This is a genomic window from Nonomuraea sp. NPDC002799, assembly GCF_053592075.1.
On record NZ_JBSFVA010000017.1, the window covers coordinates 114,848 to 139,154 of the forward strand.

Below are 24,307 nucleotides of genomic sequence, written 5' to 3' on the forward strand. Positions count from 1 at the left end.
TGCGTGGCTACTCGCTTAAGGACATAAAAAAGGCCCCGTCCCACCAGTCGGCGGGTTTGGGGCGGCGCGCAGGTCGTCGTGCTTCGCTATCGGCCTGCGCGCCGGCGAAGTACTACGAGAATCTCACTGCGAAGCATGCTTTACACCATAGCCGCTCGGAACGCATGAGTGTCAACTTGGTGGACACAAGTCTCAGACAGTGAGACTAGTGCGCATCAGCGAGTCCACCCCACGGGCCGCCATCGGGCGGGCCACGAGGAATCCCTGCCCTCTGGTGCAGCCCATCTGCTTCAGCAGCTCGAGTTGCTCGGGACGCTCGATGCCCTCGGCGACCACGATCAGCCCGAGGTCGTGGCCGAGCCGCACGATCGTCCGGGTGAGCAGGGTCAGCGTGTCGTCCTGGCCGAGACCGGCCACGAAGGACGGGTCGATCTTGATCATGTCGACGGGAAGTTGCCGCAGGAACGCCAGCGACGCGTAACCCGTGCCGAAGTCGTCGATCGCCAGCCGGACACCGAGCGCGCGCAGCTCCGACAGCCGCTTCACGGTCTCCTCGGCGTCCTCGACGAGCATCTCCTCGATCACTTCGAGGGTGAGCGCGGAGGCCGGCAGCCCGCTCTCGGCCAGCGCCTCCTCGACCGTCTCCACGAACCTGGGCGCGGTGATCTGGCGCGCGGAGAGGTTCAGCGACAGGCCGATGTCCCAGGAGGAAGCCCGCCAGGCGGCCACCTCGCGGCACGACTCGCGCAAAATCCACTCGCTCAGCGGCACGATGAGCCCGGTGTCCTCGGCCGGGCCCAGGAACTGCTCGGGCGGCACGAACACCGAGCCGCGCCACCATCGCACGAGCGCCTCGACCGCGGTCACCCGCGACGTGGCCAGGTCGACCACCGGCTGATACTCGATGGCGAACTGTTGTTCGATAAGTGCGCGCTGCAGGTCCGCGGCCAGCTCCAGCCTGCGCACCACGTCGGCGTGCATCTGCGCGGCGAAGACCTCCACCCGGCGCCCGCCCAGCTCCTTCGAGCGCGCCATGGCGACGTCGGCGTTGCGGATGAGGTCGGCGGCGGGCAGGCCGTCCTCGGTGAAGGCCACGCCCACGCTGGCGGTCATCGCCACGTCGCGGTCGGCGACCCGGAACGGCTCCTGCGACACCGCGCGGACCAGCCGCTCGGCCAGGTCCACCGCCACCTGCGCGTCACCCCCGGTCTCCATGAGCACCGCGAACTCGTCGCCGCCCCACCGGGCGAGCGTGTCGTCGGCCCGGACGGCTCCGCGCAGCCGCCGCGCGGCCTGCCCGAGCAGGTAGTCGCCGCTCGCGTGCCCCACCGAGTCGTTGACCGAGGTGAATCCGTCGAGGTCGAGGAAGATGACCGCGACGTTGCCGGACGTGCGGCCGGTGAGCACCTCGCGGGTGCGCTCCTCGAAGTAGGCGCGGTTGGGCAGCCCGGTGACGCCGTCGTGGAAGGTCAGGTGCGCGACCTGGTTGCGCAGTGCCTCCTCGTCGCTGATGTCCCTGGTCGTCACCAGCATGAGGTCGTCGCCGCGCACGTGGCGGGTGGCGACCGACTCGGTGGGACGCCAGGTGCCGTCGGCGGCGCGCACCCGGCAGGCGATCAGGCAGACTCCGGGGGTGGCCTCCTCCTCGTCGAGGTGCATGGCCCGCAGCGCGAGCTGGATGCCGGGCACGTCCTCGGGGTGGATGTAGTCGAAGATCGACCCGCCGGTCACCTCTTCGGGGCGGTAGCCGTAGGTGACCTCGACGCCGGGGCCGATCTCGCGCACCACGCCTTCGTAGTCGCAGGTGAACACCACGTCGCCGGTGCTCTCCGCCAGGTCCTTGAGCTGGCGCTCGCCGAGCTTGACCAGGCCGCGCAGGCGTACGTTGGTCGCCGACACCACGAACAGGCGCAGCAGCAGGAGCAGCACCACCGAGACCGCGACCACCACGACGCCGGTCACGGGCTGCTCGGAGCGGCCGCCGGCCAGATGGGCGAGCAGCGTGCAGGCGGCCACGGCGACCAGGACCAGCGGCACCAGCGTGACGATGGCGCTGGGGGCGGACCCGCCGGCCCGGCCCTGGCGCGCGCTCCACGGCACGGCCGCCAGCAGCAGGAACGCCGCGGGCGCGAGCATGACGCTCCAGACCTGCGGGTCGCCGCCGTCGAGCCGCGCCACCGCCGTCGCCACGCCCGCCACGGTCGTGGTGGCGAGCACGCCCACGCCCGTCAGGCCGAGCAGCCAGGAGGACTTGCCGGTGAGCACCGACGGGATCACCGCGCACGTCACCAGCAGCGCGATCATCGGCGGCAGCATGACGAGCGTGAACGCGGGCGGGTCGGCGGCGTCGGCGTAGACGTGGCGCAGCGCCACCACCCAGCCGATCAGGAAGAGCGAGGCGGCGCACAGGTAGGAGTCGGTGAGGTGCCGGAAGGCCACCCTGGCCGGGAACGTGCGGTCGGCGGCGATCAGCACGCCGCCCCCCATGATCACCGTGCCGACCAGCACGAACAGGTCGGCGAAGCTGAGCACGAAGCTCTCGGCGAACGGGCGCAGCACCACTCCGGCCGCCCAGGTGACCGCGCCGGCGGCCATCCATCGGGTGCCCAGCGCCGTCGGACGATGTCCGGCCGGCCGCAGGGAGGCGACCAGCAGGGAGGCCGCGGCGATCAGCGCCGCCAGCACTCCGGCGATCGCGCCGGTGAGCGTGGCCGGACCATCCGCGAGGAGCGCGGCGGCGAACGCCACCACACCTGCCGCGGCCGCGGCCGCGGGCGGCACCCGTGGATCACGCCAGCGGATCACAGTCGTTGCCCATCCTGTCTCGAACTCTGCACCAGGGATCCGCCGAGGGCCGGCGGATCGTCTCGCCAGTGTGGGCGGTCGCGGGTGCGCGGGTGATGACAACGCCGATGTCGTCACCGATCTGATAACCACACAGACCATTTGCCGCCAAGAGTGCCTTGACAGTGAGTCAGGAACTCCCTGCAAACGTAACCGTACGCACCGAAGGTCACGGACCAGCCACGTTCCGGGATCCTCTCAATATGAGTCGGTGATGAGGTTGTTCAGGTCTTCGCCGGCGAGATAGCGCTGGAGCTGGGCCCGCATCAGCCGCAGGATGCGGCGGTCAGAGGCGGGGGTGCTGCCCGCGACGTGCGGCGTGATCAGCAGGCCGGGAGCGCTCCACAGGGGGTGGCCCGCGGGCAGCGGCTCGGGCGCCGTCACGTCGAGCGCGGCGCGCAGCCTGCCGGTCTTCAGCTCCGCGATCAGCGCGCCTGTGTCGACGATCCCGCCCCTGGCGGCGTTGACGAGGACGGCGCCGTCCTTCATCCGCGCCAGGAACGCCGCGTCGACCATCCCCGCGGTGGCGGCGGTGGCGGGCACCAGCAGCACCACGACGTCCGCCTCGGGCAGCAGCGCGGGCAGCTCCTCCATGCCGTGCACGCCCTCGCGGGCGCTGCGCGCCACGCGGACGACCTCGACCTCGAACCCGTCGAGCCGCCGCTCCAGCGCGCCCCCGATGGAGCCGTAGCCGACGATGAGCACGGTGGAGTCGGTCAGCACGCCGGTGTGGTGATAGGTCCACTCGCCCGCGCGCTGCGCGTCCACGAACCCGGGGAACTCCCGCAGCACCGCGATCATCGCCCCGACCGCCCACTCGGCGGTCCCCGCGTCGTGCACGCCGCGCGCGTTGCAGAGCACCGCGCCCTGCGGCATGTGCGGCCGGTACGGCTCCACCCCGGCGGTGACGGTCTGCACCAGCCGCAACGAGCTCATCCGGGCCAGCGTCCCCGGCACGTCGGGCACGGTGACCAGCGGCGGGATCCAGACCTCCACCTCCTCGACGCCTTCCGGCATCGGGGACGTGCCGTCATACACGGCACATTCCACCCCGGGAAGGTCGGACAGAACTTCAGCTACCGAAGCGGACGGAACCCAGGTCTTCATGCCGAGAACCCTACGACTCGGAGGGAAGTATGGAACACATGAGGAAGCTTGGCACGATCATGCTGCTGGCCGCCGTCACCGCCTGTTCCAGTGCCGGACAGGTGCTCCCGACCGCCGCCGTGGAAGGCGCCGCCGTTCCCGGCGCGCCCAGGGACGTGGCCACGGGACTGGCCGTGCCCTGGGCGATCGCGTTCCTGCCCGGCGGCGACGCGCTGGTGACCGAGCGCGACTCCGCCAGGCTGCTGCGGGTCACGCCGGCGGGCCGGGTGACCCCGCTCGCCACCATCGAGGAGGCCCGGCCGGAGGGCGAGGGCGGCCTGATGGGCGTCGCCGTCAAGGAAACGCAAATCTTCCTTTACTACACCGCGGAACAGGACAACCGGATCGTCCGCTACCGGCTCGCCGACGGCGGCCTCACCGACGAGCGGGTGCTCGTCCAGGGCATCCCGAAGGGCGGCAACCACAACGGCGGCCGGCTCGCCTTCGGCCCCGACGGCCACCTGTACGCGACCACGGGCGAGACCGGCGAACGCGGCCTGTCCCAGCGGCGCGACTCCCTCGGCGGCAAGATCCTGCGCATGACCACGGACGGCGCGCCCGCGCCGGGCAACCCGTTCGGCACCCTCGTCTACAGCTACGGCCACCGCAACGTCCAGGGCCTGGCCTGGGACGGCTCAGGCCGCCTGTACGCCACCGAGTTCGGCCAGAACACCTACGACGAGGTCAACCTGATCAAGCCGGGCGCCAACTACGGCTGGCCGGAGGTCGAGGGCCGCGGCGGCGACGACCGCTACGCCGACCCGATCCTCACGTGGAGCACCGGCGAGGCCTCCCCGTCGGGCATGGCGTACGCGAACGGCTCCCTGTGGGTGGCCGCGCTGCGCGGCGCCAGGTTGTGGCAGGTGCCACTCGGCGCGGACGGCGCGGCGGGCCGGCCGGTGGCCCACCTCACCGACCGGTACGGCCGGCTCCGCGCGGTCACCACCGCCCCCGGCGGCGCCGCCCTGTGGGTCGGCACCAGCAACAAGGACGGCCGCGGCTCACCCCGCGAGGGTGACGACCGCATCCTGTCGGTCGCCACCTCCTGAGGCCGGCGACCACATCCTGTCGGCCGCCACCTCCTGACGCCGGGGTCAGCCGGTCGCCGTGCAGGTCGTCTGCGCCTGGGGACGGTATTTGGTGGTCAGCTTCTTGTCCCGCTTGACCACCTTGCCGTCCTGGTGGAACACCCGGGTGACGTCGATGGTGAAGCCCTGCTCCCCCACCGTCGGCAGGCAGCCGGCCGCGGCGCTGGTGTCCCGGCGGAACGGGGTGAAACTCCTGCGCTCCGACTCGACCGCCTCGATCTGGTCGTAGCGCTTGACGCCCCACAACGTCACCGACACCGAGGTCTCGGTGAAGGCGGTCTTGATCAGCACGCCGTTCTCGGAGTCGTTGCGCCACTTCAGGTCCAGCGCCGGATAGAGCAGCGCCACGTCGCGCCCGGCCGGGTAGCGGGGGGCGAAGTAGTCCATGGGCTGGTGCTCGACGAGGTCGAACCCGCTGAAGAAGGCCGCGTTGTACATCGTGGTGGCGAACTGGGAGACGCCGCCGCCGACGATGTTGACCATCCGGCCGCCGACGATCTGCCCGGCCTCGACGTAGCCGTCCTCGACCGTGCGCTCGCCGATCACCTCGTTGAGCGAGAACGTCGCCCCCGGCTGCACGATCCGGCCGTCGACCTCCTCCGCCATGCGCTGGATGTTCTTCACGCGCGGCTGGCAGCAGTCGAACGAGGTGGTGAAGGAGGCCGTGATCTCCTTGATGCCGAGGCCCCGGATCTGCGTGGTGTCGACGTCGGGGGCGACCGCGCCCAGCCGTACGGGGATCGTGCGGGCGCCGCCCTTGTCGAACAGCTTCTCGGCGTCCCTGGCCAGCAGCTTGTCGTTCACGCCCCGGCCGGTGCGCGCGGCCACGAGCACCGGGTTGCCGTCCACGATCTCGTACGTGGCGTCGCGCGGCTGCTGGGCGGCGTCGACCAGGCCGCTCTCCAGGGTGGCGAGCACCGCCTTGGCGTCGAACTCGGGCACGAGCGCGCCGTCGCCGTCGGCGTTGTAGGTCAGGTTCGCGGCGATCATGGCCGGTGAGATGACCGCCTGCTTGGCGTCGAGGGTCAGCGTGACGGGCGCGGCGACGGCCGCCCTGGCCTTGACCAGGGCCGCCGCGACGGCCTCGTCGGTGGTGACGGGTTTGGCGGGCCGCAGCGTGAGCGCGACCGCGCCGCCGCCCTGGAGGAAGGCGTCGCTGATCCTGGTCACGGCGTCGTCGCGGTCGAGCAGCACACCGTCCTGGGGCCGGCGGGCCTTCGGCTCCAGCCCGGTGAAGGACACCCGGCCCTCGTGCGCGCGTTTGTCCGCCGCCTCGGCCAGGCCCTCGACGGTCCTGGTGAGCTGGGAGGAGTCGATAGTGATCTTGGGATCCAGCTCGGTGGTGCCGGTCAGGCCCCGCCACACCTCGCGCGGGCCGGGGAATCCGCTGGGCGCCTGCCCGATCGTGCCGACGACGTCGAGCTCCAGCCCGGCCTCGTCGGGCTGGACGGTCTCCTTCTTGCCGCCGATGTCGACCACCACCGGCTTGCTCAGCTTGGCGGCCAGCTCGCCGCGGAGCTTGTCGGCCGCCTGGGTCACGGTGAGGCCGCCGATGTCGACGCCGGACACGTGGGTGCCGCGCAGGACCGAGCCCGACATGAGCACGGCGGGCACGACGTACGCCAGCGCGGCCAGGATCACCACCAGCGCGAGCAGCCCCAGGACCAGCCGGCGCCGCCGGTGCGGCTCGGGCTCGTAGCCGGACGGACGTTCCGCCGGGCCAGGCGTGCCGAACACCGGAGCGGGCGGGACCACGGGGCTCTTGTCCTTCATCGGCCACGGTTGCGGGGGCGGCGCCACGGGGGGCAGCGCGCCGCCAGCAGGACCGCCCGGAGCGCTCGGACCCTGGGCCTGCCGCGACTCCTGCCGGTCCTGCGGGCCGAAGATGTCCCGGGAGACGCCCGGGGGGAGACCTTCGATCCGCGGCTTTCTGGAGACGCCCGACGCGGGCAGGGGAACCGAGGCGAACGGGTCGGTCGGTGATTCGATCGGTCCGGCGTTACGCACGCCTCAATCTCCTCCCGGTCCGCAGCCAAGTCTCAGGCAACAGTAAGGCACGGGGATCGGCATATGTCACGAGAATTGACTACGGAAGTGTGTCAACCTAGCCACCGGTAGCGATGTTCCGGACGGCCCGCCGTGCCGTAACGCGGCCGGAAGCCGGCCTGGCCGGTCGCGCACAGATGTTCGAGATAACGGCGGACGCTCACCCGCGACAGGCCCGTGAGCTCGGCGGCCTGCGCGGCCGACAGGTCATCGCCCGCCGTTCGCAGGATATCGGCCACCAGCTCGCAGGTGGCCGCGGACAACCCTTTCGGCATGGGGGCCGCAGTCTTGGGCGTGCCGAAGAGGCGGTCCACGTCGTCCTGGTTGACGCAGTGCCAGGTCACGCCTTCATCACATCACGAATAGCCGGCGCGGCGATCGGGCATGCGGATAGATGGTTCTTGGGATGGCCCCGCCGATATGTCCGGATCGGCGGGGCCGCCAAAGTCACTCAGCTCGGCGGGCCGCCACGGTCACTCGGAGACGCCGAGCTTCTCCAGGATGAGCTGCCGGGCCCGGCCCGCGTCGGCCTTGCCCCTGCTCGCCTTCATCACGCCGCCGACCAGCGCGCCGACCGCCGCGATCTTGCCGGAGCGCACCTTCTCGGCCGCGTCGGCGTTGTCGGCCAGCACCTGGTCGATGATCGCCGCCAGCTCGCCCTCGTCGTTGACGATGCGCAGCCCGCGCCGCTCGACCACCTCGTCGGGGCTGCCCTCGCCGGCCATGACGCCTTCGAGCACCACCCGCGCCAGCTTGTCGTTGAGCGCGCCCGAGGCGACCAGCGTGGTCACCTTGGCGATCTGCTCGGGCGTGATGGGCAGGTCGGCCAGCGCGACGCCGTTCTCGTTGGCGCGCCTGGCCAGCTCGCCCATCCACCACTTGCGGGCGTCCGCCGCCGGCGCGCCCGCCGCCACCGTGGCCTCGACCAGGTCGAACGCGTCGGCGTTGTGCATGGCCTGCATGTCGAGGTCGGACAGGGCCCACTCGGTCTGCAGCCGCTTGCGCCTGACCGACGGCAGCTCCGGCAGAGCCGCCTTCAGCTCGGCCACCCACGCCGGGTCGGGCGCGATCGGCACCAGGTCGGGCTCGGGGAAGTAGCGGTAGTCCTGCGCCTCCTCCTTGGACCGGCCGGACGTGGTCGTGCCGGTGTCCTCGTGGAAGTGGCGGGTCTCCTGGAAGATCTTCCCGCCCTCGGCCAGGATGGCCGCCTGCCGCTCGATCTCACTCCGTACGGACCGCTCGACGCTGCGCAGCGAGTTGACGTTCTTGGTCTCGGTGCGGGTGCCCCACTCGGTCGCGCCGCGCGGCATGAGCGAGACGTTGACGTCACACCGCAGCGAGCCCTCCTCCATGCGCACGTCGGAGACGCCCAGCGAGCGCATGATCTCGCGCAGCTCGGTGACGTAGGCCTTGGCCACCTCCGGCGCCATCCGGTCGGTGCCCGGGATCGGCTTGGTGACGATCTCGACCAGCGGGATGCCGGCCCGGTTGTAGTCGACCATCGAGTGGTCGGCCCCCTGGATGCGCCCGGTCGCGCCGCCCATGTGGGTGGACTTGCCGGTGTCCTCCTCCAGGTGCACCCGCTCGATCTCGATCCGCACGGTCCTGCCGTCGATCTCGACGTCGACGTAGCCGTCGAAGCAGAGCGGCTCGTCGTACTGCGAGATCTGGTAGTTCTTCGGCATGTCCGGATAGAAGTAGTTTTTCCGGGCCATGCGGCACCACTCGGCGATCGAGCAGTTCAGCGCCAGGCCGATGCGGATCGTCGACTCGATCGCCGCGGCGTTGGCCACCGGCAGCGCGCCGGGGAAGGCCAGGCAGGTCGGGCAGACCTGCGTGTTGGGCGGCGCGCCGAAGGTCGTCTTGCATCCGCAGAACATCTTCGACCTGGTGCCCAGCTCGACGTGCGTCTCCAGCCCGAGCACCGGCTCGAACAGGTCGAGCGCCTTGTCATAGACCATGGTCATAGCGACGGGGCCTCCTTCAGCAACGGGCCGCCCCAGCGGCTCTCCAGGGCCTTCTCGACGGCGGCGCCGACGCGGTAGCAGCGGTCGTCGGCCAGGACCGGCGCCATGATCTGCAGGCCGACCGGCAGGTTGTCCTCGTCGGCCAGGCCGACCGGCACGGACATGGCCGCGTTGCCCGCCAGGTTGGACGGGATGGTGCACAGGTCGGCGAGGTACATCGCCATCGGGTCGTCGGTGCGCTCGCCGATCGGGAACGCCGTGGTGGGCGTCGTCGGCGACACCAGCACGTCGACCTGCTGGAAGGCGGCGTCGAACTCCCGGGAGATGACGGTGCGCACCTTCTGCGCCTGACCGTAGTAGGCGTCGTAGTAGCCGCTCGACAGCGCGTACGTGCCGAGCATGATGCGCCGCTTGACCTCGGGGCCGAAGCCGGCCGCCCGGGTCAGTGCCATGACCTCCTCGGCGCTGCGGGTGCCGTCGTCGCCGACGCGCAGGCCGTAGCGCATCGCGTCGAAGCGGGCCAGGTTGGACGAGGCCTCCGACGGCGCGATCAGGTAGTAGGCGGGCAGCGCGGTCGTGAACGACGGGCACGAGACCTCGACGACCTTGGCCCCGAGCGACTCCAGGAGTTGCACGGCCTCGTTGTAGCGGGCCAGCACGCCGGCCTGGTAGCCCTCGCCGCCGCCGAACTCCTTGACCACGCCGATCCGCAGGCCGGCGATGTCGGCGTTCCTGGCGGCCTCGACCACCGACGGCACGGGCTCGTCGATCGAGGTGGAGTCCATCGGGTCGTGCCCGGAGAACGCCTCGTGCAGCAGCGCCGCGTCGAGCACGTTGCGGGCGAACGGCCCCGGCGTGTCGAGCGAGCTGGCGAACGCGATCAGCCCGTAACGGGAGGAGCCACCATAGGTCGGCTTCATGCCCACGATGCCGGTCACCGACGCCGGCTGCCGGATCGAGCCGCCCGTGTCGGTGCCCGTGGACAACGGCGCCTCGTAGGCGGCCACGGCGGCGCTCGAACCGCCCGACGACCCGCCCGGCACCTTCGTCAGGTCCCACGGGTTGTGCGTCGGGTGATACGCGGAGTTCTCCGTGGAGGAGCCCATGGCGAACTCGTCGAGGTTGGTCTTGCCGAGGATGACCAGCCCGGCCTCGCGCAGCCGCGTGGTGACGGTGGCGTCGAAAGGCGGCCGCCACCCCTCAAGGATCTTGGACGCGGCCGTCGTCGGCATGTCGCGGGTGCTGAAGATGTCCTTGTGCGCGATCGGCACGCCGGCCAGCGGCCCCAGCTTCTCGCCGGCCCTCAGCCTGGCGTCCACCGCCCGCGCCTGCTCCAGCGTCGTCTCACGATCGATGTGCAGGAACGCCCTGACCTTGGGCTCCACCTCGGCCATGCGGTCGAGATGCGCCTCGGCCACCTCGACGGCCGACACCTCACCACCGGCGATCATCGAGCCGAGCTCGGCGGCGGTCTTGCGGATCAAACTCATGCCTCCTCCTCGAGGATGCGCGGAACCCGGAAGCGGTCGTCCTCGACGGCGGGCGCGCCGGCGAGCGCCTGCTCAGGCGTCAGAGACTGTCGCACCTCGTCGGCACGGAAGACATTGGTGAGCGGGAGCGCGTGCGACGAAGGCGGCACATCCTCGGCGGCGACCTCTGCCACCTTCGCGACCGCTTCGATGATGGCATCGAGCTGGGTGGCGTAGTGGTCGAGCTCGTCGTCGGCGAGCGCCAGCCTGGACAACCGGGCCAGGTGCGCGACCTCGTCGCGGGTTATGGCGGACATGAGTCGGTTAACCCGTTTCGTGGATGGAGTCTGTGGACACTGCCATCCTAGGGGGATCGACGGAGCAGGCCCGAACGGTTAACTCCCTGGCAACACCCGCGTTACGCCCCCCGCGCACGGCCGCCCTCACCCGTAGAGCTCACCCAGCCCGACCTCGCGCACGTCTCCTTCCCCGCCCAGCGCGCTGTCGAATCCCACGCCGCTGTAACAGGCCAGCACGGCGTCCTCGACGTCGTAGCCCTTGGCGCCGAGCAGGTCTTTGGCCCGTCTGAGCCGCGCCACGTGACCAGGCCCCATGGTCTTGCCCCACTTCGCCTCGCCCAGCGAGAGAATGCGCCGGCGCTCTCCAGGCATGGCGGGGGCGAAAACCACGACATCGATCTGGATCTGCTCCCGCCGTACCGGATCCGTGACGGTCCCCGCGCTCACCTCGCCAGGCAAGCCGCCGAAGAAGTCATCCTGGATCATCACGAACTGCCGGCACATCTCCTTGAAGTGCGGGCCGAGCACCTGATCGCTGAATTTGCCACGGGCGTCCGCCCACACGTTGGCGGCTCGGCCCACTTCGAGCAGCCCCCAACGCGGCCGCATGACCACGTGGTAGAAGCTGATCAACGGCTCGCAGACACGGTAGACCGAATGCGACGGCCGAAAGGCGTCAGGTTCTCTGCGCAGGAGGCAACAGTCTTCCAGCACGTTGAGATGATGGCCGATATCGGCCGCTTTACGCCCGATGTAGGCGGCGATCGCGCCTCGTGTGCCATTGCCTGTCGCCACCGCCGCCAGGACCGAGTGATAGAGCGCCGAATCACGCACCTCCGCTTCCTCTTCAAGGAGGTAGCGGGCCTCTCTGAACAGGGAGCTACTGGGATCCAGCACAGCCCGCCGGACCCAGTCGTCGAAGTCCGCCGGCCCCACGGGTGTGTCACCTTGCACGAACCGCAGATAGGCGGGCGATCCCCCGACCACCGCATGGGTCTGCACAGCGAGCCGCCGGTCTTCTATGCGCCAATACTCGGCGGCGGCGCGGTAGTCGAACGGGCGGACCACGAGCTCCATCGAGGCTCTGCCCCGCAGTGGTGCATTACCCGCGAGCAGACGGCCCATGACCGACAGGGCGGAGCCGCACAGGAGCAGTGACACAGGAGCGTTCTGGGAAACCGCCCGATCTATCTCCCGCTGCACGATGGACGGCAGGGCCGGCGCGACCTTGCTGAGATAGGGAAACTCGTCGATCACCATGAGCAGGCGCCGCTCCGCGCTGATCGCGAAGAGCCGCCGGATCGCTTCATCCCAGGTGGCGAAGCGGAACGAGTGCGGCTCTCCGACGTGTTCGGCGAGGGCGGTGGAGAACAGGGCGAGCGACTCGGTCTCGGTGGCCTCCGTGGCCCCGAAGTAGAAGCCCCCGGTCTGCCGGGCGAGTGCCTCCAACAGGAAGGTCTTCCCCTGGCGTCGCCGCCCGCTGACGACGCCCAGCTGAGGGGTGTGGCCGATGCGCCCGGCGAACCTGGCCAGCGCCTGCCACTCGAACTCCCTGGCGAAGATGTGACTGGGCTTGGGGATCAACGCCGCTCCATCGTCGCGAACCATACTTCGACGAAGTGTACTTCGGTGCGGATGCGACTACGGATCGTCAAGCCGTACGGCTGACCTCGGGCTGGTAGCCGAACTCGGCCGGTGGCGCCGTCGCGAAGTGGTCGTGCAGCCACGCGGTCGCCTCGGTGGCCGGCATGGGCTGGCCGAACAGCCAGCCCTGCCCCATGTCGCAGCCCATCTCGGCCAGCCGGATGGCCACCTCGTCCGTCTCCACGCCCTCCGCGACCGACCGCAGCCCGAGCGAGCGCACCAGGTCCACGATCGAGCGGACGATGCGGTCGTCGTCCTCCGACTCCGCGATCCGGCTGACGAAGGAGGCGTCGATCTTCACCTCCGACACCGCCAGCCGCTGCAGCCTGATCAGCGAGGAGTAGCCGGTGCCGAAGTCGTCGAGCGCCAGGGGAACCCCTAGGGTGGCCAGCGCCTTGATGGTCTCCTGCGTGTAGGCCTGGTCGCCCGTCAGGATGCGCTCGGTGACCTCCAGCTGGATGGCCCCAGGCGGCAGGCCGCAGCCGGCCAGGCCCAGCTCCAGTTGCTCCGGCAGGGCCGAGTCGAGCAGGTCGCGGGCGGAGATGTTGACGGAGATCTGCACCCGCAGCCCGGCGCGCCACCAGCGGGCGGCCTGATCCAGTGCCACCTCGATCACGTACGCCGTGAGCTGCCGCATCAGGTAGGACTGCTCGGCCAGCGGGACGAACTCCGACGGCGGGATCGGCCCGTGCACCGGATGTTGCCAGCGCAGCAGGGCCTCCACCCCGCGGACGGCCCCCGTGCCGAGGCTGACCTTGGGCTGGTAGTGCAGCCGCAGCTCGCGGTTGTCGATGGCGCGGCGCAGGTCGCCGAGGAGATTGAGGCGTTCCGGGGAGTTGCGGTCCTTGTCGGGCTGGTAGAGCTCGACGCCGGTGCGGCCCTCCTTGGCCAGGTACATGGCCACGTCGGCACGCTGGAGCAGCAGCTCGAAGTCGGGGGCGTGGTCAGGGTAGAGCGCGATCCCGACCGAGCCGTCCACGTCGAAGGTCATGCCCTCCAGCCGCACCGGCTCGGTCAGCGCGGCCCGCAACCTGGCCGCCACCTCCCTGGCGGCGTGGGTGTCCCTGATCGAGGGCAGCAACACCGCGAACTCGTCGCCGCCCAGCCGGGCGACCACGTCCCCCGGGCGTACGGAATGAGTGAGCCGATGCGCGACCATCTGCAGCAGGCGGTCGCCCACCGGATGGCCCATCGTGTCGTTGACCTCTTTGAACCGGTCGAGGTCGAGCAGGAACAGGCCGACCCGCTCGTCATGGCGGGCCTCGGCCAGCGCCTCCTCGGTGCTGACGATGAGCATCTTGCGGTTGGGCAGGCCGGTCAGCTCGTCGTGCAGGGCCTGGTGGTCGCGGCGCATGGAGAGCGTGGCGGTGAAGTAGACGGCGGCCAACGGGGCGACGAAGAGGGGCACCAGGCCCGGCGAGTGCTCCATGACCACCACGACCAGGGGGGCCAGGCCGAGCAGCGCGGCGTACACGAGGCTCTGCGGGCCGACGGTGACCTTGAACACGCGCGTGATCGAGCGCCGCTCGTGCAGCGCGACCGCGCCGGAGACGAGGGTGGCCCTGGCCACGAAGTACGCGATTCCGGCCAGCGCGATCGGCAGCAGGTCGCGCCCGCCGGGCACCCAGGGCACGGCCGGGCTCGGCACGATCCCGAACAGTCCCAGCGTCACGGCCGCGGCCGTGAGCGCGAGCGTCGACTGGGCGATGTTGAACATGACCCGATGCCACGACTTGCGCGTCACCACGCCGTTGATGGCGACGGCGACGGCCTGCAACAACACCGCGACGGGCAGCCCGAGGTGCAGCAGCACGGCGAAGGTGAACATGGTGGACGGATAGGTGCCGCCCACCGCCGTCGCGGAGGACACCATCACGGGCCTGAGCTCGCCCAGGATGACCAGCACCGCCAGCACCCAGAACAGCGGCGTGCGGGCGAGGTCCATCAGCCAGGCCAGGTCGAGCCTCAGCATGGCCACCACCAGAGCGGTGAAGCCGATCACGGTCACGCCCGCGAGGAACGCCCACAGCGGTGTACCGGCACGTGGTCCGGTGTCGCGGGTGTCGGTTGGGTCAGTCATCGGTAACAGAACCCCCATTAGGTCACTATGGGAGGGTACGACCTTCACCCCACTTCGCGAAACCAAGCGCGTACGTTGCGTCACTTCTCCTTTCCGACATATACCCAAAAACCACCCTCGGTAGCAAATCGTGCACAATTACGAACATCAAGCCGTGATACGGGCGGCTCCCGGCGCGCCTCGACTTGAATAGCGGCGTGACACGGGCGGCCCCCGCACACCGACGTGACACGGGCGGCTCCCGCGCGCCGAGGGAAACGGCCGGGCCCGCGCAGGAGCGGAACCGGCCGGAGGGGGCGCCGTGACGGCGCGGCGCGGCGGTGCCCGCCGTCCGCGACGGCGGCGCCACGTCGTAACGGCGCGGCGCGCGCGTCCTATGCCTCGGGGGTGACCGCCCGGTCGGCCGCCGCCTGCGGCCCTTCGTCCAGCAGGACCTCGAACCCGGCCTGATCGAGGATCGGCACCCCGAAGCTCACCGCCTTGTCGTACTTCGACCCCGCGTTCTCCCCCGCGACCAGGAACGACGTCTTCTTCGACACCGACCCGGCGACCTTCCCGCCCCTGACGGTGATCGCCTCCGCGGCCGAGTCACGGGTGTATCCCTCCAGGGTCCCCGTCACCACGAACGTCAGTCCTTCGAGGGTCTGCGGCCCCTTCTCCGGCGCGGGCTCGTCCGCCATCCGCACCCCGGCGGCCCGCCACCGCTCGATGATCTCCCGGTGCCAGTCGACCTCGAACCACTCCCGGATCGTGGCCGCCACCCGGGACCCGATGCCCTCGACCGCCGCCAGCTCCTCCTCCGAGGCGTTCATGACGGCGTCGATCGAGCGCATGGCGCCGGCCAGGTCACGGGCCGTGGGCGGGCCGACGTGCCGGATCGACAGGGCGACCAGCACCTGCGCGAGCGGCGCCTGCTTGGCCCGCGCCAGCTCCTCGACGAGTTTGAGCGCGTTCTGGCTGGGCTCGCCGTTGATGTTGGAGAAGAAGGAGACGACCTTCTGCTCACCGGTCTTGGGGTCGATCTTGGGCAGGCCGGTGTCCGGGTCGCGGACGACCGACTTGATCGGGATGAGCTGCTCGATCGTCAGGTCGAACAGGCCGGCCTCGGTGCGCACCACCGGCTCCTGGGGCGGCAGCGGCTGGGTGAGCGCGGTGGCCGCGACGTAGCCGAGGCCGTCGATGTCGAGCGCGCGCCGGCCCGCGGCGAAGAAGATGCGCTCGCGGATCTGGGCCGGGCAACCGCGCGCGTTGGGGCAGCGCAGGTCCGCGTCGCCCTCCCGCTCGTACGCCAGCTCCGTCCCGCACTCCGGGCAGTGCGTCGGCATGACGAACTCCCGCTCGGACCCGTCGCGCAACGCCATGACCGGCCCGACGACCTCCGGGATGACGTCGCCCGCCTTGCGCAGCACCACGGTGTCGCCGATGAGGACGCCCTTCTTGGCCACGACGGCGGCGTTGTGGAGCGTGGCCCGCTCGACGGTCGAGCCCGACACCACGACGGGCTCCATCACCGCGTACGGCGTCACGCGCCCGGTCCTGCCGATGCCCACCTGCAGATCGAGCAGCTTGGTGTTGACCTCTTCCGGCGGGTACTTGAACGCGATCGCCCACCGCGGCGCCCGCGAGGTCGAGCCCAGCTCCCGCTGCGTGCGGAAGTCGTCGACCTTCACCACGACCCCGTCGATCTCATAGGGGGGATCGTGCCGATGCGCGCGGTAGTGCTCGATGAACTCGTCGACATCGGCGAGGCCGGGCACCACCTTGTACAGATCACTGACCGGGAGCCCGAACTCGCGCAGCCGGCCGTAGACGTCGGACTGCGCCCGCGGCTCGGCCGCGCCCTCCCAGACGCCGATGCCGTGCACCAGCATCCGCAGCGGGCGCTGGGCGGTGACGCGCGGGTCCTTCTGCCGCAACGTGCCGGCGGCGGAGTTGCGCGGGTTGGCGAACGGCGCCTTGCCCTGCTCGACGAGCTGCTCGTTGAGCCGCTTGAAGTCCTCGACCGGGATGTAGACCTCGCCGCGCACCTCGACCAGGCTGGGCACGTCGTCACCCGTGAGCCGGAGCGGCACACCCTTGATCGTGCGGACGTTGGCCGTCACGTCGTCGCCCGTGGTCCCGTCGCCTCTGGTCGCGCCCCGCTCCAGCTTGCCGTCCCGGTAGACCAGCGCGATGGCCAGCCCGTCGATCTTCAACTCGCAGAGGTAGGGGCCCGGGTCGCCCTCCGCCAGCCGCTCCACCCGCGCCTGCCAGGCCGCCATGTCCTCGGCGCTGAAGGCGTTGTCGAGGCTCTCCATCCGGTTGAGGTGCGCGACCTTGGCGAAGTCGCCGGAAAGCGGCGCGCCCACCTTCTGCGTGGGCGAATCGGGCGTCTGGAGCGACGGATGCGCCTCCTCCAGCGCGAGCAGCTCCCTGAACCACCCGTCGAACTGGGCGTCGCTCGCGGTCGGCTGGTCGAGCACGTAGTAGCGCCAGCGCGCGTCCTCGACCAGCTCGCTCACCTCGGCATGCCGCTTGAGCGCGGCAACGGGCACACCCCCGACCTCGGTCACCAGGGCCTCCTTCCGATCGACACCCTGAGCAAACGCTACCGCCGAGCAGCGGCCGGGACACGCCCCAGCCGCCGCGTCCGCATCCGGAACGGCCCAGCCTCCGCATCCCTCCCGGAAGCCGGGCCGCCTTCGGCCTCCAGGACGGCTCAGCCTCCGCATCCCCTCCCGGCCTCCCGGACGGCTCAGTCCTCCCGCATCCCGTTCGCGGGATCGTCCTTGAGGACCTGGGCCGCCTTGCGGCAGGCCGCCAGCGCCGCCCGCGCGTAGTGCGGCGACGCCCCGGCCAGCCCGCACGCGGGCGTCAGCACGACCTGCTCGGCCAGCGCGTCGGGCGCGAAACCCAGCCGCCGCCACAACGCCACCGCGGGCCTGGCGATCGCCCCCACGTCCGCGAGCCGCACGTCCGTCCCCGGCACGACCCCGAGGAACAGCGCGATCCCGGCCTCGACGAGCTCCCCCAGATTCTCGTCGTCCCTGCGCCGCAGCCGGGACGCGTCCATCGAGATCCCCCTGACCCCGGCCGACCGCAACACCTTGAAGGGCACGGAAGAGGCGCAACAGTGCACGACGGGCCGGTCGAACAGCCGCAACACCTCCTCCACCCGCCACGCCTCCACCGCCGCCAGCCGCCCGAACCCCGAAGCCGTCGGCACGGCCCCCGCCAGCACCCCCGGCAACCCGGGCTCGTCGAGCTGGAGCACGATCTCCGTCACCCCGGGCAGCCGCCGCCGCACCTCCGCGCAGTGATCCGCCACCCCTTGAGCCAGCGACGCGGTCAGGTCGCGTACGGCTCCCGCGTCGGAGAGCATCTTGTCGCCGTACTTGAGCTCGATCGCCCCTGCCAGCGTCCACGGCCCGCAGACCTGCAGCTTGAGCGGCCCGCTGTAGTCGTGTCCGATCTCCTCCAGCCCGTCGATGTCGCGCCGCAGGTGATCGACGGCCCGCCGGTGGTCGCGTCCCGGCCGATCGGACATCCGCCACCCCGACGGTTGCACCTCGACCGGCAGCTCGACGAGCAGCGCGGCCGTGCGCCCCACCATGTCGGCTCCGACGCCCCGGCCGGGGAGCTCCGGCAGGTACGGCAGCCGGGGCACCTCCCCGAACATGACCTTGATGGCCTCGAAATGATCCTCACCCGGATGCGAGCCGACTCCGGTGGCTTCCCACGTAGACATGGGGCAAGCGTAGGCTCTGGCGAATGGAGCTCACCAAATACCAGCACGCGTGCGTGCGCGTGGAGAAGAACGGCAAGGTCCTGGTCATCGACCCGGGAGCGTTCGCCGACGCTCCAGTCCTCGACGGCGCCGACGCCGTCCTCATCACCCACGAGCACTTCGACCACATCGACGTGGGCAAACTCGGAGCGGCCGGTCCCGATCTGGAGATCTGGACCTGCGAGGGCGTCGCCGCGGGGCTGACCGGCGTGCCGGGCAAGGTCCAGGTGGTACGCCACGGAGACGACTTCGAGACCGCCGGCTTCCAGGTGAAGGCGTTCGGCGAGTGGCACGCCAAGAACCACCCCGACATCCCGGTCGTGCAGAATGTCGGCTTCCTGGTCGACGACGAGATCTTCTACCCGGGCGACGCCCTGACGGTCCCGGACGTGGAGGTGCCGACCCTGCTGGTGCCGACCGGCGGGCCGTGGCTGAAGCTGGCGGAGATGGTGGACTATCTCCGGGCGATCCGGCCGGCGCGCGCCTTCTCCACGCATGACGGCCTTTACAGCGACATCGGGCTGATGCTGGTGGACAACTGGCTGAAGGAAGAGGCGGAGAAGCAGGGCGCCGACATGCGCCGCCTCGCGATCGGCGAGTCGGCCACCCTCGGCTAGCGTGGGACGGCCGAGACGACCGACCTCGGTCAGCGCGGGGCGGCTGAGACGATGGTGGCCGAGCCGATGACGGTCGAGCCGGCGTAGAGCACGGCCGCCTGGCCCGCCGCGACGCCGGTGGCCGGGCGGTCGAGGCCGATGCGCAGGCCGCCCTCGACCTCCTCGAAACTGCACGGGTAGACCTCGCCGTGCGCCCGCAACTGCACCGTCAGGTCGCCGTCGCGGGACGGGCCGTTCCAGACCGGGGAGCCGCAGGTGATCGAGGTGACCTCCAGCGCCGAGCGGGGGCCGACCGTGACCGTGTTGGACACCGGCTCGATCGAGAGCACGTAGCGCGGCCGGCCGTCGGTGGCCGGGCGGTCGATGTGCAGGCCCTTGCGCTGGCCGACGGTGTAGCCGTGGGCGCCCTGGTGGCTGCCGACGACCGCGCCGCTCTGGTCGACGATGGGCCCCTGCGCCGAGCCGAGCCGCCCGGCCAGGAAACCCCGGGTGTCGCCGTCGGCGATGAAGCAGACGTCGTGGCTGTCCGGCTTGTCGGCGACGGTCAGGCCGCGCCTGGCGGCCTCCTCGCGCACCTGCGCCTTGGTCGAGTCGCCCAGGGGGAAGATGGCGTGGCCGAGCTGCTCGCGGGTGAGCACGCCCAGCACGTAGGACTGGTCCTTGCCCTGGTCGGGGCTCCTGGACAACACCCCGTCGACCAGTTTGGCGTGGTGGCCGGTGGCGACCGCGTCGAAACCGAGGGCCAGCGCCCGATCCAGCACCGCCGAGAACTTGATCTTCTCGTTGCACCGCAGGCACGGGTTGGGCGTGCGGCCCGCCGCGTACTCGGCCACGAAGTCGTCGATCACGTCGCGCTGGAAACGCTCGGCCATGTCCCAGATGTAGAAGGGGATGCCGATCACGTCGGCGGCGCGGCGCGCGTCGCGCGAGTCCTCGATCGTGCAGCAGCCCCTGGCTCCCGTGCGATGGGATTGGGGGTTGGCCGACAACGCAAGATGCACACCAGTGACGTCGTGACCGGCCTCGGCGATCCGAGCGGCGGCCACGGCGGAATCGACGCCGCCCGACATGGCGGCAAGCACACGCAGTCCCATGACCTTTCCAGGGTACTGTCCGGCGGGGAGTGCGCGACCATGGCCCCGGTCTGGAAGGATTCAGCACATGCGACTGTTCGGGCGCAAGGACGCACAGGAAGAGGCCGGCGACGGCATCGCCGGGTTCTGGGCATGGTGGCAGGAGACCAGGCCGCGGATCGACTCGCTGGTCGCGACCGGCGCGGTCGAAGGTCTGGAGGAGCTGCTCGCCCCGGCCGTGGCCGCGATCCACTCCGGCCTGGTCTGGGAGGTGGCCCCCGGCAGCGACGCGGCGCACGCCCTGGTGGTGACGGCGGCCGGCGACGCCGAGCTCCGCTCGCTGGCGCACCGCTGGGCCAAGGCGGCGCCGGAGGCGGACCTGTTGTGGGAGTTCCACCCCTCCCGGCAGGCCAATCCGCAGGCGCTGGACCTCACCCTCGACGTCGGGGGCTACGAGTTCGCGCTCGACAAGCTGATGCTGGGCCTCCGGGTGCCACGCGACCAGCCCCGCGTCGACGTGTCCGCCTACCATCCGATCTTCGGCGAGCTCGACGAGGAGACCAGGCTGGAGGCCACGCTGCTGGCCCTCGACTGGCTGCTCGGCGAGGACGACGTGGCCAGGTGGGTGGGCGAGATCACGCCGGCCACGTTCCAGCCGATCGACTCCGTGGCCGCGGCGCACCTGCCCGCCGTGGTGGCCGACCTGGCCTCAGGTCATGAGGAGGAGTGGGTCCTGCTCGAAGGCAAGACCGGCAGCGGCGCGCCGCTCGTCGCCACGGCCCGCCATCCGCTGCGGCCGGTCGACCATCCGCTCTTCGACCAGCACATCGCGATCGCCCTCCCCTACGCGCACCGCGACGAGAACGGCCTGCCGGTCGGCGACTCGCTCACGGCGCTGCGCGACTTCGAGGAGCGACTCGCGGCGCGCCTGCTCAAACCGCACGCCGACGCCGTGCTCGCGGCGCATCTGAGCGCTGAGGGACATCGCATCATCCACGTGTACGCCGACCCGACCGGTGACGCGGCCGTTCACGCCAAGGAGCTGATCGTGAGCTGGGAGGAGGGCGAACCGCGCGTGGACGTGGGCACCGACCCGTCCTGGTCAGGCGTGCTCCCCTTCCTGACCTGACCGGGTCAGGTCAGGCCGGCTCTGCGGGCGCGTTCGACGGCCACCGGGAGCACCGCGATCAGGCGGTCGACGTCGTCGTGGGTCGAGGTGTGCCCCAGGGTGAACCTGAGCGAGCCCCGCGCCGCCGCCTCGGCGGCCCCCATCGCCAGCAGCACGTGGGACGGCTGCGCCACGCCCGCCGAGCACGCCGAGCCCGTCGAGCACTCCACCCCCTTGGCGTCGAGCAGCATGAGCAGCGCGTCACCCTCGCAGCCCGGGAAGGAGAAGTGGGCGTTGCCGGGCAGCCGGTCGGCCGGATCGCCGTTGAGCACCACGTCGGGCACGGCGTCGCGGACCCGCTGGATGAGCTCGTCGCGCAGCGACGTCAGGCGGCGGGCCAGGGCCTCCTGCCCCTGCACCGCGGAGCGGACGGCGGCGGCGAGCCCCGCGATGGCGGGCGCGTCGAGCGTGCCCGAGCGGACGTCGCGCTCCTGACCGCCGCCGTGCAGCACGGACACCGGCGTCTGCCCCCTGACCAGCAGCAGCGCGCCGACGCCCATCGGGCCACCGACCTTGTGGCCGGTCAGGGTGAGCGCGTCGGCCCCCGACCCGGCGAAGGAGACGGGCAGTTGCCCGACCGCCTGGACCGCGTCGGTGTGGAACGGGATGCCGTGGTCGCGGGCGATGGCGGCCAGCGCGGGCACGGGCTGGATGGTGCCGACCTCGTTGTTGGCCCACATGACGCTGATCATGGCCACGCCGTCGGGGCCGCGCTCGATGGCGGCCCGCAGCGTGTCGGGGTGCACCCGGCCGAACTCGTCGACCTCCAGCAGCTCGACCTCCGCGCCCTGGCTGTCGGCCAGCCACTGGGCGGGGTCGAGCGCGGCATGATGCTCCACCGAGCTGATCAGGACGCGCCTGCGCGGCCGGCGCGCCCAGTAGAGGCCCTTGATGGCGAGGTTGTCGGCCTCGGTGCCGCCGGAGGTGAACACGACCTCGCTGGGCCTGGCGCCGAGCGCGTCGGCGATCGTCTCGCGCGACTCCTCGACGACCCGGCGCACCTGGCGGCCGGTCGCGTGCAGTGAGGAAGCATTTCCGACGCGTTTGAGTTGATCCGTCATGGCCTCGATCGCTTCGGGCAGCATGGGGGTGGTAGCCGCATGATCAAGATAGGCCGACGGTCTGGTCACCCGTTCAGGGTATCTCGTTTGCGACTGTACCGTCCGGACGGTACAGTTGTGGCATGCGAAAGGACGAGTTGCTGGATGCGGCGGAGGAGCTCCTCTGCGACCAAGGCTCGGCCGCGCTGACCCTCGCCGCCGTCGCCGAGCGCGCCGGCGTGAGCAAGGGTGGCCTGCTCTATCACTACGGCTCCAAAGAGGCCCTGATCAAGGGCATGGTGGAGCGGCTGATAGACGACTTCGACGAGCTGCTGGCGGCCCAGCCCGGTGCGACCTACACCGAGCGCTATGTCGGCGCGACGCTGGCCTCCGTCCGTTCGGGCAAGCTCCGGCGATGGGCGGTCGTCACCGGAGCCTCAGGAAACCTTTTCCTGCTCGCGCCGCTGCGCGAGGCGATGGCCCGATGGCACCGCGAGGAGCTGGCCGGCGAGCCCGACCCGCTGGCGGCCCAGATCGTCCGCCTGGCCTGTGAGGGGCTCTGGGACGTGGCGAGCCATGACCCGGAGCTCAACACCGAAGACGACCTCCAGGCACTGGAGCGCCGCTTGCGGGCTCTGCTGAAACCTCAGCCCGCCTGACTTCCGCCTCCACCCTTTGCCGGCCCTGAGCCGGCCTTTCGCCACGTTCCGGGCCCTTTGCGCCCTGCCGTCCCCCGTTGCCCACCGCCCGGCGCGCACAGCCGGCGGGCGACGGGTGACGGCCTGCGGCGCGGCCTGACAACTCCTGAACGACCTTCGAGATACCCATGTGAGAGGTGTGGCCTTATGACCCGCGAGCTGAGGAGTGCCCGTTATGGGGCGGTCCTCACCTTTGTCCTTGCCGGCCTGATGGTGGGCACGATGACCGTGCGCATCCCCGCGCTGACCGACAAACTCGGCCTGTCCGAGGCCACGGTCGGCGTGATCCTGCTGGTGTGGGGCCTGGGCGCTCTGGTGACCATGCAGTCCATGCGGCGCGTCATGGCCCGCGTGGGCAGCCATACGGTCCTGCGGGTAGGCGGCCCACTGACGGCGATCGGCCTTCTGGCCGTGGCCTTCGCCCCCGACCTCCCCTGGCTGCTGGTGGCCGTGGCGCTCTTCGGCATGGCGTTCGGCATGGTCGACGTGGCCATGAACGCCCAGGGCTCGACGGTCGAGCAGGCGTACGGCCGGCCGCTGATGAACGGCATGCACGCGGGCTGGTGCGTGGGCGCCATCGCGGCGGGCGCGCTGGGCAGCCTGGCGATCGCCCTGAGCCTGCCGTTCACCGCCAACGTGGCGCTGATCGGCCTGGTGTCGCTGCCGATCATGCTGGCGCTCGGCCGCACGTACCTGCCCGAGACCCCGGCGGCGGCCGGCGCCGGGACGGCGGCCCGGCGGCGCATGCCGCCGATCGTCTACCTGCTCGGCGCCATCATGTTCTTCGCCTTCATGGTCGAGGGCACGGTCGCCGACTGGAACGGCCTGTACCTGCGCGACGAGCTCGGCGCGCCCGAGGCGCTGGCCGCGCTCGGCTACCCGGTCTTCGAGCTGGGCATGCTGATCGCCAGGCTCACCGGGGACCGGCTGCGGACCAGGTTCGGCGTGCGCGGCATGCTGACGGTCTCCGGCCTGGCCACGGCCGGGTTCTTCACGGTCGTGCTGCTCGCGTCGGGTCCGATGGTGGCGGTGGGGGCGATGTTCTTCGTGGGGCTCGGCGTGGCGACGATCTCGCCGCTGACGTTGTCGCTGGCCGGAACCGCGACCGACGCCCCGGGGCCCGCGATCGCCCAGGCCGGCGCCATGGGCTACGCGGGGCTGCTGCTCGGCCCCGTGGTGATCGGGTTCCTGTCGGACGTGAGCTCGCTGCGTGCCGCGCTGGGCATCGGCGTCCTGCTGGGCGTGCTGATCGCGCTGGCGGCCCGCCTGCTGCCGGACAGGGAGACGGCCAGGGTCACCTCGCTGCCGGTCCTGGAGCCCGCCGAGGTCGCGGCCTGACATCGGGTACGCCCGGGTGGCATC

18 protein-coding genes are annotated in these 24,307 nt (G+C 71.1%); 5 read left to right on the forward strand and 13 right to left on the reverse strand.

The window, feature by feature from the left end; all coding sequences use genetic code 11:
* Positions 1 to 192 precede the first annotated feature (192 nt).
* Positions 193 to 2,805: a putative bifunctional diguanylate cyclase/phosphodiesterase gene (locus ACWD0F_RS28560; RefSeq protein WP_449880594.1), complete on the reverse strand. Its 2,613-nt coding sequence runs from the start codon at positions 2,803 to 2,805 to the stop codon at positions 193 to 195.
* Positions 2,806 to 3,042: 237 nt separating this feature from the next.
* Positions 3,043 to 3,882, reverse strand: coding sequence for a 2-hydroxyacid dehydrogenase (locus ACWD0F_RS28565; protein ID WP_449880596.1), 840 nt, complete (start codon positions 3,880 to 3,882; stop codon positions 3,043 to 3,045).
* A 98-nt stretch (positions 3,883 to 3,980) separates the two neighbouring features.
* Between ACWD0F_RS28565 and ACWD0F_RS28570 the strand changes: the two genes are divergently transcribed.
* Positions 3,981 to 5,039, forward strand: coding sequence for a PQQ-dependent sugar dehydrogenase (locus tag ACWD0F_RS28570; RefSeq protein ID WP_449880598.1), 1,059 nt, complete (start codon positions 3,981 to 3,983; stop codon positions 5,037 to 5,039).
* A 45-nt stretch (positions 5,040 to 5,084) separates the two neighbouring features.
* On the opposite strand, the gene ACWD0F_RS28575 is transcribed toward ACWD0F_RS28570, so the two are convergent.
* From ACWD0F_RS28575 to ACWD0F_RS28615, 9 genes are all read right to left on the reverse strand, one after another.
* Positions 5,085 to 7,085 carry a VanW family protein gene (locus tag ACWD0F_RS28575; protein ID WP_449880600.1) on the reverse strand — a complete coding sequence of 667 codons (2,001 nt, stop codon included), beginning with the start codon at positions 7,083 to 7,085 and terminating at the stop codon, positions 5,085 to 5,087.
* A 92-nt stretch (positions 7,086 to 7,177) separates the two neighbouring features.
* Positions 7,178 to 7,468 carry a helix-turn-helix domain-containing protein gene (locus ACWD0F_RS28580; RefSeq protein WP_449880602.1) on the reverse strand — a complete coding sequence of 97 codons (291 nt, stop codon included), beginning with the start codon at positions 7,466 to 7,468 and terminating at the stop codon, positions 7,178 to 7,180.
* Between the two features lie 129 nt (positions 7,469 to 7,597).
* On the reverse strand, positions 7,598 to 9,085 hold the full coding sequence (gene gatB / locus ACWD0F_RS28585; protein ID WP_449880762.1) for an Asp-tRNA(Asn)/Glu-tRNA(Gln) amidotransferase subunit GatB: 1,488 nt from the start codon (positions 9,083 to 9,085) through the stop codon (positions 7,598 to 7,600).
* Between the two features lie 2 nt (positions 9,086 to 9,087).
* The gene (gene gatA / locus ACWD0F_RS28590; RefSeq protein WP_449880604.1) at positions 9,088 to 10,581 is read right to left on the reverse strand and encodes an Asp-tRNA(Asn)/Glu-tRNA(Gln) amidotransferase subunit GatA; all 1,494 of its coding nucleotides are present in this window, start codon (positions 10,579 to 10,581) and stop codon (positions 9,088 to 9,090) included.
* On the reverse strand, positions 10,578 to 10,877 hold the full coding sequence (gene gatC, locus ACWD0F_RS28595; protein WP_449880606.1) for an Asp-tRNA(Asn)/Glu-tRNA(Gln) amidotransferase subunit GatC: 300 nt from the start codon (positions 10,875 to 10,877) through the stop codon (positions 10,578 to 10,580). Before gatC ends, gatA begins: the two co-directional genes overlap by 4 nt.
* Positions 10,878 to 11,003: 126 nt before the next feature.
* Complete coding sequence (locus tag ACWD0F_RS28600; protein WP_449880608.1) at positions 11,004 to 12,467, reverse strand: AAA family ATPase; 1,464 nt, start codon at positions 12,465 to 12,467, stop codon at positions 11,004 to 11,006.
* A gap of 43 nt (positions 12,468 to 12,510) precedes the next feature.
* The gene (locus tag ACWD0F_RS28605; RefSeq protein WP_449880610.1) at positions 12,511 to 14,583 is read right to left on the reverse strand and encodes a putative bifunctional diguanylate cyclase/phosphodiesterase; all 2,073 of its coding nucleotides are present in this window, start codon (positions 14,581 to 14,583) and stop codon (positions 12,511 to 12,513) included.
* Positions 14,584 to 14,957: 374 nt separating this feature from the next.
* On the reverse strand, positions 14,958 to 17,138 hold the full coding sequence (ligA, locus tag ACWD0F_RS28610) for an NAD-dependent DNA ligase LigA (RefSeq protein ID WP_449880764.1): 2,181 nt from the start codon (positions 17,136 to 17,138) through the stop codon (positions 14,958 to 14,960).
* A gap of 179 nt (positions 17,139 to 17,317) precedes the next feature.
* Entirely contained in the window at positions 17,318 to 18,310 is a 993-nt protein-coding gene (locus tag ACWD0F_RS28615; RefSeq protein WP_449880612.1) for a methionine synthase, read from the reverse strand.
* A gap of 23 nt (positions 18,311 to 18,333) precedes the next feature.
* On the opposite strand from ACWD0F_RS28615, the gene ACWD0F_RS28620 reads away from it, so the two are divergent.
* Positions 18,334 to 18,966, forward strand: a complete 633-nt coding sequence (locus ACWD0F_RS28620; protein WP_449880613.1) for an MBL fold metallo-hydrolase — start codon at positions 18,334 to 18,336, stop codon at positions 18,964 to 18,966.
* 29 nt (positions 18,967 to 18,995) lie between these two features.
* Here the strand turns inward: ACWD0F_RS28620 and mnmA are convergent, their stop codons facing one another.
* Positions 18,996 to 20,060, reverse strand: coding sequence for a tRNA 2-thiouridine(34) synthase MnmA (gene mnmA / locus ACWD0F_RS28625; protein WP_449880615.1), 1,065 nt, complete (start codon positions 20,058 to 20,060; stop codon positions 18,996 to 18,998).
* A gap of 67 nt (positions 20,061 to 20,127) precedes the next feature.
* Between mnmA and ACWD0F_RS28630 the strand changes: the two genes are divergently transcribed.
* Complete coding sequence (locus ACWD0F_RS28630) at positions 20,128 to 21,168, forward strand: DUF695 domain-containing protein (protein ID WP_449880617.1); 1,041 nt, start codon at positions 20,128 to 20,130, stop codon at positions 21,166 to 21,168.
* A gap of 5 nt (positions 21,169 to 21,173) precedes the next feature.
* On the opposite strand, the gene ACWD0F_RS28635 is transcribed toward ACWD0F_RS28630, so the two are convergent.
* On the reverse strand, positions 21,174 to 22,337 hold the full coding sequence (locus ACWD0F_RS28635; RefSeq protein ID WP_449880619.1) for a cysteine desulfurase family protein: 1,164 nt from the start codon (positions 22,335 to 22,337) through the stop codon (positions 21,174 to 21,176).
* A gap of 53 nt (positions 22,338 to 22,390) precedes the next feature.
* Between ACWD0F_RS28635 and ACWD0F_RS28640 the strand changes: the two genes are divergently transcribed.
* Both ACWD0F_RS28640 and ACWD0F_RS28645 read left to right on the forward strand, forming a co-directional pair.
* The gene (locus tag ACWD0F_RS28640) at positions 22,391 to 22,906 is read left to right on the forward strand and encodes a TetR/AcrR family transcriptional regulator (protein ID WP_449880620.1); all 516 of its coding nucleotides are present in this window, start codon (positions 22,391 to 22,393) and stop codon (positions 22,904 to 22,906) included.
* Positions 22,907 to 23,092: 186 nt separating this feature from the next.
* Positions 23,093 to 24,283: an MFS transporter gene (locus ACWD0F_RS28645; protein WP_449880622.1), complete on the forward strand. Its 1,191-nt coding sequence runs from the start codon at positions 23,093 to 23,095 to the stop codon at positions 24,281 to 24,283.
* Positions 24,284 to 24,307 lie beyond the last annotated feature (24 nt).